This window comes from Nonomuraea sp. NPDC049684, from assembly GCF_044465345.1.
GTDB lineage: Bacteria > Actinomycetota > Actinomycetes > Streptosporangiales > Streptosporangiaceae > Nonomuraea.
Genome location: NZ_JBITLO010000031.1, coordinates 17,219 through 29,776 on the forward strand (window position 1 = coordinate 17,219; position 12,558 = coordinate 29,776).

The 12,558-nt window shown below is 74.8% G+C and carries 11 protein-coding genes; 6 read left to right on the forward strand and 5 right to left on the reverse strand.

The window, feature by feature from the left end; genetic code table 11:
- Nucleotides 1-49 precede the first annotated feature (49 nt).
- Nucleotides 50-508, reverse strand: coding sequence for a winged helix-turn-helix transcriptional regulator (locus tag ACIBST_RS48715; RefSeq protein WP_397180262.1), 459 nt, complete (start codon nt 506-508; stop codon nt 50-52).
- Between the two features lie 83 nt (nt 509-591).
- On the opposite strand from ACIBST_RS48715, the gene ACIBST_RS48720 reads away from it, so the two are divergent.
- Entirely contained in the window at nt 592-1,788 is a 1,197-nt protein-coding gene (locus tag ACIBST_RS48720; RefSeq protein ID WP_397180263.1) for an MFS transporter, read from the forward strand.
- A gap of 6 nt (nt 1,789-1,794) precedes the next feature.
- Here the strand turns inward: ACIBST_RS48720 and ACIBST_RS48725 are convergent, their stop codons facing one another.
- Both ACIBST_RS48725 and ACIBST_RS48730 read right to left on the reverse strand, forming a co-directional pair.
- Nucleotides 1,795-2,619 carry a nitroreductase/quinone reductase family protein gene (locus ACIBST_RS48725; protein ID WP_397180264.1) on the reverse strand — a complete coding sequence of 275 codons (825 nt, stop codon included), beginning with the start codon at nt 2,617-2,619 and terminating at the stop codon, nt 1,795-1,797.
- Between the two features lie 274 nt (nt 2,620-2,893).
- Nucleotides 2,894-3,307 (reverse strand): VOC family protein, encoded by a 414-nt coding sequence (locus ACIBST_RS48730; RefSeq protein ID WP_397180265.1) that lies wholly within the window; start codon nt 3,305-3,307, stop codon nt 2,894-2,896.
- Nucleotides 3,308-3,503: 196 nt separating this feature from the next.
- Between ACIBST_RS48730 and ACIBST_RS48735 the strand changes: the two genes are divergently transcribed.
- Entirely contained in the window at nt 3,504-3,686 is a 183-nt protein-coding gene (locus ACIBST_RS48735; protein ID WP_397180266.1) for a hypothetical protein, read from the forward strand.
- 154 nt (nt 3,687-3,840) lie between these two features.
- The gene (locus ACIBST_RS48740) at nt 3,841-5,226 is read left to right on the forward strand and encodes an MFS transporter (RefSeq protein ID WP_397180267.1); all 1,386 of its coding nucleotides are present in this window, start codon (nt 3,841-3,843) and stop codon (nt 5,224-5,226) included.
- A 15-nt stretch (nt 5,227-5,241) separates the two neighbouring features.
- On the opposite strand, the gene ACIBST_RS48745 is transcribed toward ACIBST_RS48740, so the two are convergent.
- A complete protein-coding gene (locus tag ACIBST_RS48745) occupies nt 5,242-5,856 on the reverse strand; it encodes a dihydrofolate reductase family protein (protein WP_397180268.1) in 615 nt (204 codons plus the stop codon).
- A 128-nt stretch (nt 5,857-5,984) separates the two neighbouring features.
- Here ACIBST_RS48745 and ACIBST_RS48750 point away from each other — a divergent pair, with 128 nt between their 5' ends.
- Nucleotides 5,985-8,711 carry a LuxR C-terminal-related transcriptional regulator gene (locus ACIBST_RS48750; protein WP_397180269.1) on the forward strand — a complete coding sequence of 909 codons (2,727 nt, stop codon included), beginning with the start codon at nt 5,985-5,987 and terminating at the stop codon, nt 8,709-8,711.
- On the opposite strand, the gene ACIBST_RS48755 is transcribed toward ACIBST_RS48750, so the two are convergent.
- Nucleotides 8,695-11,169 (reverse strand): ATP-binding protein, encoded by a 2,475-nt coding sequence (locus ACIBST_RS48755; RefSeq protein ID WP_397180270.1) that lies wholly within the window; start codon nt 11,167-11,169, stop codon nt 8,695-8,697. The genes ACIBST_RS48750 and ACIBST_RS48755 overlap by 17 nt on opposite strands.
- A gap of 178 nt (nt 11,170-11,347) precedes the next feature.
- Here ACIBST_RS48755 and ACIBST_RS48760 point away from each other — a divergent pair, with 178 nt between their 5' ends.
- Entirely contained in the window at nt 11,348-11,803 is a 456-nt protein-coding gene (locus tag ACIBST_RS48760; protein ID WP_397180271.1) for a carboxymuconolactone decarboxylase family protein, read from the forward strand.
- Nucleotides 11,804-11,864: 61 nt separating this feature from the next.
- Nucleotides 11,865-12,329: an iron chaperone gene (locus ACIBST_RS48765; RefSeq protein ID WP_397180272.1), complete on the forward strand. Its 465-nt coding sequence runs from the start codon at nt 11,865-11,867 to the stop codon at nt 12,327-12,329.
- The last annotated feature ends 229 nt before the right edge of the window (nt 12,330-12,558 follow it).

Below are 12,558 nucleotides of genomic sequence, written 5' to 3' on the forward strand. Positions count from 1 at the left end.
ACCTGACGCACCGATCGACCACAAAGATCCATATGTGCCGAGAACAGGTCTAGCCGGACGCGGCGGTCTTGCGCACGCGGGAGGTCCCGGCGGACAGCGGCCTGCCGTCCTGGCCGAGCGGGTGCAGCGTGGGCAGCTCGCGCCCCTGGCCGTCGACCAGGACGGAGTGCGGCTCGTCCGGGGCGAAGGCGTGGCGCTCACCCCACTGGCGCAGGGCGACGACGGCGGTGAACAGGTCCTGCCCGGCCTCGGTGAGCCGGTAGGCGTGCCGCCTGCCGCCGTCGGCGCTCCTGTCGAGGATGCCGTGCTCGACCAGCTTGCGGAGCCGGTCGGTGAGGATGTTGCGGGCGATCCCCAGCCGCTGGTGGAAGTCGGTGAAGGTGGTGGCGCCGTCCATCGCGTCGCGGACGATCAGCAGGCTCCACCGGTCGCCGACCAGGTCGACGGCGCGCGCGACCGGGCAGGCCGGGTCGGTCCAGGCGCTTCCCGCGGCGAGTGTGACGTCCATCGGACCCTCCGATCAGTTGCAATTCGAAACCATTATGCCCTAGCCTCCGATCGGTTGCATATTGAAACTGATGGGGGAGTGACATGTCGCCAGGACTGACCGGCAGGAAACGGATCGTGCTCGCACTGGTGTGCGCGGTGGCCGTGTCGCCCGTCTACGGCATCCAGCCCGTCCTCCAGGCCGCCGGCCGGGACCTCGGGCTGGCGGACGGATCGCTGGGCTGGCTGGTCGCCGCCGGCCAGATCGGCTACCTGGCGGGGCTGGTGCTGCTCGTCCCGCTCGGCGACCTGTTCGACCGGCGCCGGCTCATCACGGCCCACCTGCTGCTGACGGCGGCGGGCGCCGGGGTGGCCGCCGTCGCGCCCGGGGGCGGCCTGGCGATGGCGGGCCTGGCCCTGGCCGGGCTGTTCGCCGTGGTCGTCCAGGTCACGGTGGCCTACGTCGCCGCCGTCTCACCGCCCGGCGAGCGCGGCCGCAACATCGGCACGGTCACCTCGGGCGTGGTGGCCGGGATCCTCGGGGTCCGGATGGTCGCGGGCCTGCTGGGCGAGCTGGCCGACTGGCGGGCGGTCTACCTGGTCATCGCCGCGTCGTGCGTGCTGCTCGCGCTCGCCGCCCGCCTGGTCCTCGACGCCGACGTCCGGCGCCCGCGGGTCTCCTACGGCCGGTCGCTGTCGTCGCTGGGCAGGCTGGCGGCCGGCGACCGGCTGCTGCTCAGCCGGGGGCTGATCGCGTTCTTCCTGTTCGCCTCCTTCGGCACGTTGTGGAGCGGGCTGGCGCTGCCGCTCGGCGCCACGCCGTGGCACCTCGGCACCACCGAGATCGGGCTGTTCGGGCTCGCCGGGCTCACCGGCGCGCTGGGCGCGGCCCGGGCCGGCCGCTGGGCCGACCGGGGCCTGGCGTCCTCGGTCACCGGCTGGTCGCTGGCGCTGCTCGCCGCCTCGTGGCTGCTGACCGCGCAGGCGGGGTGGTCGTTGTGGCTGCTGATCGCGGGCGTCGTCGTGCTCGACTTCGCCGTGCAGGCCGTGCACGTCAGCAGCCAGCACCTGCTCACCACCGCGCGTCCCGACCGGAGCAGCGGGGTCATCGGCGCGTACATGGCCTGCTACTCCCTCGGCTCCGCGCTCGGCGCGATCACCACCGCCTGGGCCTACAGCCTCGCGGGATGGCCGGCCGCCTGCCTGCTCGGCGCGGCCTACGCCGCGCTCGGGCTCGTCGTCGCCGTCTCGACCCGGCGGCTCACCGCCGCGCCGGCGGCACCCGCGTCCGCCTCGGCCTGAACGGGCTCAGGGGAGGTCGAGGATCGGCACGAGCTGCTCCTCCTCGTACGCCAGATGCGCTTCGAGCTCGTCGGTCAGCCGCTCGACCTCCGCGCGCACCCGCACCGGGTCGTCACCCGACAGGGCCTCCTTCAGCTCCGCAACCAGCACGCTCACCCGCTCGTGCTCCACGGCCAGCCGCTCGATCACCGGGGCGAGCGCGGGATGCCGCTCGGCCAGCGCCGGGAACAACATCGTGTCCTCGCCGGTGTGATGGTGGCGCAGCCCCTGGCACATGGTCAGGCAGTTGACGCGCAGCTGCACGCCCAGGCCGGCACGTCCGGTGTCGGCCAGTTCCTTGCGGATGAGCGCGAGCTCGCGGCGGAAGCCGTCGTGCACCAGCTTGAGGTACGCCCCGCCGGAGGGCGCGGTCGACCGGGGCGGCCCCGGCACGACCTTCAGCGCGACGACGGGAATGATCCGGGTCGTCTTCGCCTGGTAGTCGGCCCAGCCGGGGTCGCTCTCCACGGCGCGGGCGAAGGCGGCGTCCCGTTCGGCCCCTTCCAGGACCTCCGCCTCGACGTCGAAGACGAAGACGCCGCTCTCGACGGTGGCACGGGGGTCGGCGCGCAGGTTGTGGTACCAGGCGGGGTTCCTCGGCGCCCCGCCGGCGGAGGCGATGACCAGCATGCGCTCGCCGCCGTCCGGCAGGTAGCCGAGCGGGGTGGTGTGCGGCCTGCCCGAACGGGCGCCGGTCGTGGTGAGCAGGAGCAGTCGCGCTCCCTCGAAAAAGCCGCCGACCTGGCCGTTGTTGGCGCGGAACTCGTCGATGACCTGCTTGTTGAAATCCACTCTTCTCCATGGGTGATGGTCTCTGCTCTGACGTGCTGAGGAGGAGAAGAGGAAGCGGCGGGCCGCGCGCCCGCCGGGCGGTCACGCCAGGGCCGGGCTGCTCTCTGGTGCGTGGCCCAAGGCCGACCCGGCAGTCACGGGGGCGACGTTACTTCATCAAGATATTTTTCGCAAAGCCGACAAACCTCCAGGCTGCGTCCGCGGTGGTCCGGCGTCGGCACGACCGTGCGCCGGCGCCGGACCTCACCGCCTCCCGCGGAGGCGCCCGCCGCGGCTACTCGGCGTAGGGCTGGTCCTCGCCCTGGTCGCTGTAACCCAGGCTCCAGACGTAGCCGTCGGGGTCGGCGAAGGTGCCGCCGTAGCCGCCCCACGGCAGGGCGCCGGCGGGCTTGAGGATCGTGGCGCCGGCCTTCTCGGCCTCCTCCATGATCTCGTCCACCCGCGCCTCGCTGCGGACGACGTAGGTGAGCACGACCCCGCTGAACCCGCTGCCCTCCGGGCTCAGCCCGATCTGGCCGGCCAGGCCCTCGCGGCCGTAGAAGCCGACAGGCGAGGCGCCGTCGGACTCGAAGAACACCGAGATGCCGTAGTCGTTCTGGATCTTCCAGCCCAGGCCCTCGGTGTAGAACCGCTTGGCCGCCTCCATGTCGCGGACGGCGAGGAGGATGGAGCTGACGTGCGCTTTCATGCCGTTTCTCCTTGGCGCTTCAGACGTTTGCGACGATGAGGGCAACGCTACGGAGGCCGCCCGTCCGGGCGCTTCTCGAATCCTGACCGGTTGGACCGGCCATGAGAGACGTACGGCGAGAGCGACGACTTCTGTCATCGCCCACCGGTGACTGCGGCGTCTACGCCGGATCCGCCGGCTCCGCCAGGCCCGGACCATGACGAACGACACGCAGCGCAGCGCCCCCCGCTGGACCCTCGGCCTGGCCGCCGGCATCGCGATCGGCACGGGCCTCGGCGTCGCCCTGCACAACATCCCGCTGGGGCTCGCGCTGTCGCTCTGCCTCGGCGCGGCCCTCACCCACGCCCTTCCCGCGAAGAAGGCGCAGGACCAGGAGTAACCCCCGCGCCGGTCGAATCCGCGCACGAACCACGGGCCCCGCGATCTCGCGAGGGCCCGTTCTTGATGTCCGGACGGCGATTTGACGGACGCCCGCCCATTGTACGAGTATCCCGAACTGTACGTTTTTCCCGGACAATCGTATGAAGGTGCGCATGAGACGCCGACCCGGCCTGATCCTCGCCCTGCTGGCCCTTTCCCAGCTCATCACCTCCCTCGACTTCAACATCGTCTTCGTCGCCCTCCCCAGGATCGGCGCCGACCTCGACTTCTCCCCGCAGACCCTGCAATGGGTGGCCAGCGCCTACGCCGTCGCGTACGGCGGATTCCTCCTGCTCGGCGGCCGGGCGGCCGACCTGCTCGGCCCCCGCCGGATGTTCGTCGGCGCGCTGGCGCTGTTCGCGCTCGCCTCCCTGGCCGGCGGCCTGGCGCAGAGCCCCGGGGCGCTGATCGCCGCGCGGGCCGCGCAGGGACTGGGCGGCGCGCTGCTGTTCCCGGCCACGTTGGCGCTGGTCAACACCGGTTTCGCCGAGGGGACGGCGCGCAACGGGGCGCTGGCGGTGTGGAGCGGCGCCGGAGCCGGCGGGCTGGCGCTCGGATCCCTGCTCGGCGGCCTGCTCACCGGCGCCTGGGGCTGGGAGGCGGTCTTCTACGTCAACGTGCCGCTCGCCGTCGTCGCGATCGCCGGAGCCTGGCTGCTGCTGCCCGCCGACGGGGCCCGCGCGCGGGGCCGCCGGTTCGACGTCCCGGGCGCGGTGCTGGCCACCGGCGGCGTCAGCCTGCTCGCCTACGCGCTCATCCAGGGCCCCGAGTCCGGATGGAGCTCGCCGCTGATCACCGGCGGGTTCGTGCTGGCCGCCGTGCTGCTGGCCGCCTTCGTCGCGGTCGAGAAGGCGGGCGCCGACCCGCTCATGCCGCTGCGGCTGCTCGGCAACCGCAGCCTCAGCTCGGCCGTCGCGGTCATCCTGGTCTTCGGCGCCACGTTCAACGCGCTGCCGTACTTCCTGACCGTCTACTTCCAGACCGTGCTCGGGTACGGCGCCGTGGCGACCGGGCTGGCGTTCCTGGTGCCGTCCCTGCTGATCGCGCTGGGCACCCAGCTCGGCGGGCGGCTGGCCGGGCGGATCGGGATGCGGGTGACGCTGCTCCTGGGAACCGTCGGCGGGGCGGCGGGCACCGCGCTGCTGGCGATGGGGATCAGCGCCGACGGCTCGTACTGGGCCGTGCTGCCCGGCATCGTCGTGTCGGGCGTCAGCCAGGGCCTCACCTGGACCGGGATGTGGATCGCCTCGGCCACCGGCGTGGCGGCGGGCGAGCAGGGGATCGCCTCCGGCATGGCCTCCACCGCGCTCCAGGTCGGCGCGGCGCTCGGGCTCGCGGTGCTGGTCGCGGCCGGCGGGGTGGGCGAGGCCACCGGGCCCGCGCTCGCCTCGGGGATGCGCACGGCGGTGCTCGTCGCGGCCGCGGGCATGCTGCTCGGGACGGTCGTCGCCCTCACCTTCGCCCGCCGCCGAGCCACCGCCGCCCCGATCCCCGCCTGACCCGCCGGTTCGGGCTCAGCCCTGGCGGAGGCGGTCGTAGAGCAGGCAGATCGCGCCCGATCCGGTGGTCGTCAGGTCGGTCAGCGACCAGTGCGCGGCGGGCAGGCCGTCCTCGAACAGCCGGGCGCCGCCGCCGGCCACCTCGGGGCAGAGCGTGATGCTGAGCCGGTCGAGCGCGTCCGCCGCCAGCAGGGCCCTGATGACGCTGCCGCTGGCCAGGACGACGACGTCCCCGCCGGCCTGTCCCCGCAGCCGCTCGACCTCCGCGGCGGGGCCGGTCTCGGCCAGGCGGGAGTTCTGCCACGTCGCCTCCGTCAGGGTCGAGGAGAAGACGATCTTCTCGGTCTCGTCGAGCCACTGGGCGAAGGCCCGGTCGCGGGGGTCGGCGTCCGCGTCCTTGGCCACGGCCGGCCAGAAGGAGCCGAAGCCCTCGTAGTTCCTGCGGCCGAGCAGGACGGTGGTGGCGGCGCCGGTCACCCGGATCATGTGGTCGCGGGCTCCGTCGCTGAGGGCGTGCGGGACGATCCAGCTCATGTCGTACTCGCCGCCCGGGCCGCTGACCCGGCCGTCGAGGGACAGCGAGATGTTGCCGACGACCCTGCGGCCCTGGATGGTGTCGTGCTGCGTCATGTCGGGTTCTCCTGGTGGGGTGCTTGTTCCGATGGGCACGATCCTGCCGTCCTGGCGGGCCGGGAACATCGGCCACCTGGCAGAGATGCCGCCGAACCCCTGGCGTATTTGCTGGCATACTTCGGGCGATGTCTGATGTCCGTCATGTTCCGGCAGAGTTGTCGTCGTTCGTGGGCCGGGCCGAGGAGCTGGCGGCGGCCGGCGAGGCGGTGGCGGCCGGGCGGCTCCTGACCCTGACCGGGCCCGGCGGGTGCGGCAAGACCCGGCTGGCGATGCGCCTGTGCCGGGCGGCGTCCGGGGCGTGGCCGGACGGCGTGTTCTGGGTCGGCCTGGAGCAGGAGACGGACGGCGGCCAGGTCGGCCGCCGGATGGCCGCCGCGCTGGACGTCCCGCTGCCCGCCGACCGGGACCCGGTGCCGGTGCTGGCCGCCGCGCTGCGCGAGCGCGAACTCCTCGTCGTGGTCGACAACTGCGAGCACGTGCTGGACGGCGCCGCCGGGGTCGTGGCGGCCGTCCTGGCCGAGTGCCCGCGGGTGGCGGTGGTCGCCACCAGCCGGTCCAGGCTCGGCGTGCCCGGCGAGCGGGTGTGGCCGGTGCCGCCGATGAGGCTGGCCGACGCGCTGGAGCTGTTCCTCGAACGCGCCCGCTCCGGCGCCCCGGACGCGACCGGCCCCGCCGCCGCCAGGGCGGCCGAATCGCAGGCCAGACGGATCTGCGACCGGCTCGACCGGCTGCCCCTCGCGCTGGAGCTGGCGGCCGGCTGGGCGGGCGCGCTGTCGCTGGCCCAGATCGCCGACTCCCTGAGCGCCCCCTACGCCCTCCTGGACGGCGGCGCGCGGACCACCCCCTTCCGCCAGCGCACCCTGCAGGCGTCGATGAGCTGGAGCCACGACCTGCTGGACGACGACGAGCGGGTGCTGTTCCGGCGCGCCGGGGTGTTCGAGCCGGGCTTCACCGCCGACGCCGTCACCCGCCTGGCCGAGCTCGGCGGGCCGGACGCCGGGCGCCTGCTCAGGGCGCTGCGGGGGCTGATCGACAAGTCGCTGGTCGTGGCCGACACGACCGGCCCGGTGGCCCGGTACCGGATGCTCGGGGTGGTGCGGGCGTACGCGCTGGACCGCCTGGCGGCGGCGGCGGAGGAGACCGCCGCGCGCGACCTGCACCTGGAGGTGCACGCGGCGTTGCCCGCGGAGCTGGCGCCGCTGCTGGAGACCGACAAGGACGCCTGGCGGGCGCGGCTGGGCGCCGCCTATCCCAACGTGCGGGCGGCGATCGAGTGGGGGCTGTCACGGCCGGACCCGGCGCGGGGGCGGCGGCTGGCCGCGGACTGCGCGTGGCTGTGGCACCTGGAGGGGCGCGGCGCCGAGGGGGCCGCGCTGCTGCGCCGGGCCGCGGCGCTCGGCGCGGACGAGCGCGGCCCGCTCCAGGCCCGCGTCCTGGCGGCGCTGGCGCTCGTGCTCAACACCGCCGAGCCGGGGATCGAGGCGTTCGAGGTGGCGCGGGCGGCGCGGGACCTGGCCGAGGCGGCCGGCGTCCCGGAGGCCGCCCGGCCGGCCGGGCCGCTGATCGCGCTCGGCCTGCTGGCGACGGGCCTGCCCGAGGCGCTGGCCGAGGCCCGCACGGTGCGGGACGAGGCCGTCCGGGCCGGGGACGGGTTCGTCGCCGACAGCGCCGAGGCGATCGCCGGCCTGGTGCACGTGCTCGGCGACGACTACCGGCGGGCGATCGAGTGCTTCGAGCGGGCCGCGGAGCGGCTGGTGGCGCGCGGCGACCGCGGCGTGGCCTCCTTCGCGCTGGGCTGGTGGGCGCTGGCCGCCGCCCGGTCGGGCGCGCCGGAGCGGGCCGCCGAGCTGGCCGGACGGGCCGTCGCGACCGCGGAACCGCTGCGTGACCTGCACTGGACCGGCTCGGCCCGGGTCGTCCTGGCCGAGATCCGCATCCTGCAGGGCCGCCTGGAGGAGGCCGCCGCCGCCCTGGAGCCCGTGGACCGGCTGATCGACGGGCTCGGACGGCTGCCGTTCATCACCGGCTGGGAGCGCTGCAAGGCGATGCTCGCCCTCGGGCACGACCGGCCGGACGAGGCGGTGGAATGGTGCTGGCGGGAGGGCCGCTGGCAGCAGGAGCCGGACGCGGCGTGGCTGGCCCCCGACACCCAGCTCGTCCTGGCGGCGGCGCTGCGCCGGTCGGGCGCGCACGCGGCGGCGGCGCGGCTGCTGGAGGCCCTGTCGCGCTCGCCGGTCACCGGGCGCATGCCGCGGGTGCGCGCCGGAGTGCTGGACGAGCTGGCGCTGCTGTCCCACGACAGCGACCCCGAACGCGCGCTGCGGCTGCACCACGAGGCCCTGCGCATCCACGTCGACCACGGCCTCGTGCTCGGCCAGGTGGCCGGCCTGGAGTCGCTGGCGCTGCTCGACCTGCGCCGCGGGGCCGTCAAGGCGGCCGGGGTGCTGGCCGGAGCCGCCGAGCGGGCACGCGCGGACCTCGGGGCCGCGCCCCGCCCCCTCCCGCCCGTAGACGGCGAGCAGGGCCGCGAACTGCGCGCGGCCGTCGAGCGGGGACGCGCGATGGACCTGGACACGGCGCTCGCCCACGCCACCCGCGCGCGGGGGCCGCGCCGCCGGCCCGAGTCCGGGTGGGAGAGCCTGACCCCGGCCGAGCGGTCGGTGGCCGGGCTGGCCGCCGAAGGGCTGTCCAACCCGGAGATCGCCGCCCGCCTGTTCGTCAGCCGGGGCACGGTCAAGACCCACCTGGCGCACGTCTACGCCAAGCTCCAGGTCGCCAACCGCACCGAGCTGGCCCGCGCGGCCGCCGCCCGGCCCGCCACCGACGAGGAGGGCGTCAGGCGTCCGGGTTGAGTTCGCGGCGGATGGCCTGGCTCGCCGCGCGGTGCTCGGCCGCGGCGGCCGGGTCGCTCTCGTCGAGCACGGCCGCGATGCCCTCGTGGGCCAGGGCCTCCTTGTGCCGCGCGCCCACCTTGGGCGCCAGGTCGAGGGCCTGGCGGTGCAGGCGCAGCGCCTCCTCCGGCAGGCCGGCCAGGCGGCAGGTCTCGGCGTAGCCGTAGAGGAAGTGCACCTTCCAGTGCTCCTCGAACAGCTCGTCCAGGAGGGCGAACGCCTGCCGGTGGCTCTCCAGCGCCTCCTCGTGGCGGCCCATCTGGCGCAGGGCGACGCCCAGGCAGTTGAGGCACCACGCCTCGTTGTGCTTGTGGCCGTCCTCGCGGGCCAGCTCCAGGGCCTGGCTCAGGTGCTGCGCTGCCTCGCCGGGCTCCTCGTGGACGATCGCCATGCCGAGGGTGATCCGGGCGGTCAGCGTGGCCGGCCAGCCGGGCTCGCCGTGCGTCTGCTCCAGCACGTCGCGGGCCAGCCGGGCGGCCTCCTCCCGGCGTCCCAGTTGCAGCATCGCCCACGCCTCGTCGGCGGCGGCGTGGGCCGCGCCCGTCGGGCAGCCGGCGTCGGCGTACAGCCGGGCCGCCTGCCTGAACAGGTCGAGCGGCTCCTCGACGTGGCCCTCGTCCCAGCTCAGGTAGCCGCGGCGCATCATCAGGTCCGCCGCGGAGCGGGCGTCGCCGGCCTGGGACACCAGGGGGGCCGCCGCCTCGTACGCGGCCCCGGCCTCGGCCATGCGGCCCGCGTTGTAGCGGGCGAAGCCCAGGTCGCTGTGCGCCTCGGCGAGCTGCCAGGGGTCGCCCAGGCGTTCGGCCGCCGCCAGCGACCGTTCGAAGAGCACGTTGAGGTGGGTGGTGCCGCAGCGCCGGGCGAAGAACGCGCGCATGAAGCGGGGCAGCTCGCACGCGTGGGCGTCGGCGCCGGTGGCGACCGCCACCTCGAAGGCGCCCATGAGGTTGGTGTACTCCGCGCCGAACCAGCCCAGCGCCGCGTGCTTGCTGCGAAAGGCCGGCAGAGCCGCCGGCGGGGTGCCCGCCGACGCGGCGCGGCTGCCCGACTCGTACGGCATCGCGGCGTCGGCGGCGGCGGCCGCGTGCACGTAGTAGTCGAGCACCCGGCCCAGCGCCTGCTCCCGCTCGGCCGGCGTGTCCTGCTCCTCGGCGGCCCGGCGCGCGTGCTGGTGGACGAGGTCGTGCAGCGTGTACCGGCCGGGCGAGGGCTGCTGGACGAGGTGGGCGTCGAGCAGGTCCTCCAGCATCGTCCGCGCCTCGCGCAGCGGCACCCCGGCCAGGGCGGCGGCCACGTAGTCGTCGAAGGAGGACCCGGACAGCAGGCCCAGCAGCCGGAACAGGCGGCGCTGGGCCCGGTCGAGCTGCCGTACGGACATGGCGAAGGCGGTGTCGAACTCGCTCGGCCCCTCGGCCATGCGCTCGACCAGGATGCCGACGGTCCAGCCGGGACGGTGGCGCAGCCGGGCCCCGGCCAGCCGCAGGGCCAGCGGCAGGTGGCCGCACAGCCGCAGCACCTCGGCCGCCGCCTGCGGGTCCTGGGCCAGCCGCCCGTCGGGCCCGCTGGGGTCGCCGCTGGCGCGGGCCAGCAGCTCGGCGCTCTCCTGCGGGGTGAGCACGTCCAGCGAGACGGGCGGCACCTCCTCCAGGCCCAGCAGCCGGTTGCGGCTGGTGATCAGCGCGACGGACTCGCCCGCGCCGGGCAGCAGCATGCGGACCTGGTCGGCGCTCGCCGCGTTGTCGAGGACCACGACGGCCCGCCGTCCGGCCAGCTCGGCCCGCCAGCAGGCGGCCAGCGGCTCGATGCCGCCCTCCTGCGGGATCTTCTCCGAGGGCACGTCGAGCGCGGCGAGCAGCGAGCGCAGCGCGGGGTCGGGGTCGAGCGGTTCCCGGCCGTCGGTGAACCCGTGCAGGTCCAGGTAGAGCTGGGCGTCGGGGTAGTCGGCGGCGAGCCGGTGCGCGGCGTGCACGGCCAGGCACGTCTTGCCGACGCCCGCCATGCCGTCCACGGCGACCACCCGGCTCTGCGCGACCGCGGCCAGCACGGCGTCGAGATGGGCCGCGCGCCCGGTGAAGTCCGGCACGTCGCGCGGCAGGTCGTTGCGCGGCGGACGGGGAGCGCCGGCGGGCGCGGAGGGCGGCTGGACCTGGCGGCTCGCCTTGGGCGGCGCGGGAAGGGGGTTGGCCGCCCGGTCCCAGAGCGGGCGCAGGGGGCGCGGGTCGCGCTTGACCAGGCGGCACAGCTCGATCACCGCGGCCCACGGCGGCACCGACTGGCCGCTGAGGTAGCGCGACAACGACGACGAGCTGAGGCCCGTCTCGCGGGCGAGCGCCCGTACGCCGTGCCCGGAGAGCTCCTGGAGCAGGCGCAGCCGGGTGGCCAGCTCGTCCTGGGGGTCCGCCGTCTGCTGTCGAGTCACGCGTTCCTGCCTCTCTGTCCCGTCGCGGAAGAAACTTACCGGGACGAATCGCCGCAGGCCAACGGCGTTCCGGCTGTCCCACGGTGTCCCACGGGCATCGTGGCGGCGGGCCCGACGCGCTGAGATGGAGTCACGCCCCGGGGGACGGGGCGCCGACCAGGGAAAAGGGAGAACCACCATGCAGTCCCGAATGAAGAACCCGGCCTCCGTTCTGCCCGGCGCGATGCAGTCGATCCAGGAGCTGTTCAAGGCGGTGCACGCCGGCGGGGTGGACGCCGCGACGCTGGAGCTGGTGCACCTGCGGATCAGCCAGATCAACGGGTGCAGCGCCTGCGTGGACGCGGGCGTCAAGGGCGGCCGCAAGGCCGGGGTGAGCGAGGACCGGCTGGCCACGGTGGCCGCCTGGCGGGAGGCCCCGTACTTCACCGAGGAGGAGCGGGCGGCGCTGGAGCTGGCCGAGGCCGCCACGCGGCTGGCCGACCGGCCCGACGCGGTCAACGACGAGGTCTGGGACCGGGCCGCCACCTACTTCGACGAGAAGCAGCTCGCCGCGATCGTGCTGATGATCGGCGTGACGAACCTGTTCAACCGGCTCAACGCCAGCACCCGGCAGATCGCCGGCGCGTGGGGCTGAGCGACACCATCCATAAAACGGTCAGCACTAGCATTCACCCCACAGAGAAGGAGATTTCACCATGAGCACCGCGAAGAACACCGCCGCGTCCGACAAGGGTTTCGAGGGCTTCACCGAGGATGAGCGCGCGGCGATGAAGGCGCACGCCACCGAGCTGAAGAAGGCCGCCCGGCGCGGCGGGAAGGCGTCGGCCGCCGACGGCGAGCGCGACGTGCTGGAGAAGATCGCCGAGATGGCCGAGGACGACCGGGTGCTGGCCGAGGCGGTGCACGCCATCATCAGGGCCGCCGCGCCGGACCTGACGCCGAAGACCTGGTACGGCATGCCGGCCTATGCCAGGAACGGCAGCGTCGTGTGCTTCTTCAAGCCCGCGGCGAAGTTCAAGTCCCGCTTCGCCACCCTCGACTTCAACGACGGGTCGCCCCTCGAGGACGGCGCCATGTGGCCGAGCGCCTTCGCGCTGAAGGAGCTGACCCCCGACACCGAGGCGCGCATCGCCGCCCTCGTGCGGCAGGCCGCGGGCTGAGCCCCCGGCGGGCCCCTGCGGTCCTGCTCCACCGCGGCGCGCCGGACCCTTCTCCGGCCCGGCGCGCCGCAGTGGAGCACGGGACCGTTCAGACCTCGTCCACGCTGCTCGGCTCGCGCCGGGACAGATCGATGCCGAGTTCCTCCGCCGCGCGGAAGACGTCCTCGTCGGTGTCGCGCATCTCGATGGACATGCCGTCGCTGGAGAGCACCTCGACGTTGAGGCACAG

Bases quoted from the DNA above. Each gene is read 5' to 3' on its own strand.
- ACIBST_RS48715 (WP_397180262.1), bottom strand. From the start codon at position 508: ATGGACGTCACACTCGCCGCGGGAAGCGCCTGGACCGACCCGGCCTGC.
- ACIBST_RS48720 (WP_397180263.1), top strand. From the start codon at position 592: ATGTCGCCAGGACTGACCGGCAGGAAACGGATCGTGCTCGCACTGGTG.
- ACIBST_RS48730 (WP_397180265.1), bottom strand. From the start codon at position 3,307: ATGAAAGCGCACGTCAGCTCCATCCTCCTCGCCGTCCGCGACATGGAG.
- ACIBST_RS48735 (WP_397180266.1), top strand. From the start codon at position 3,504: ATGACGAACGACACGCAGCGCAGCGCCCCCCGCTGGACCCTCGGCCTG.
- ACIBST_RS48740 (WP_397180267.1), top strand. From the start codon at position 3,841: ATGAGACGCCGACCCGGCCTGATCCTCGCCCTGCTGGCCCTTTCCCAG.
- ACIBST_RS48745 (WP_397180268.1), bottom strand. From the start codon at position 5,856: ATGACGCAGCACGACACCATCCAGGGCCGCAGGGTCGTCGGCAACATC.
- ACIBST_RS48750 (WP_397180269.1), top strand. From the start codon at position 5,985: ATGTCTGATGTCCGTCATGTTCCGGCAGAGTTGTCGTCGTTCGTGGGC.
- ACIBST_RS48760 (WP_397180271.1), top strand. From the start codon at position 11,348: ATGCAGTCCCGAATGAAGAACCCGGCCTCCGTTCTGCCCGGCGCGATG.
- ACIBST_RS48765 (WP_397180272.1), top strand. From the start codon at position 11,865: ATGAGCACCGCGAAGAACACCGCCGCGTCCGACAAGGGTTTCGAGGGC.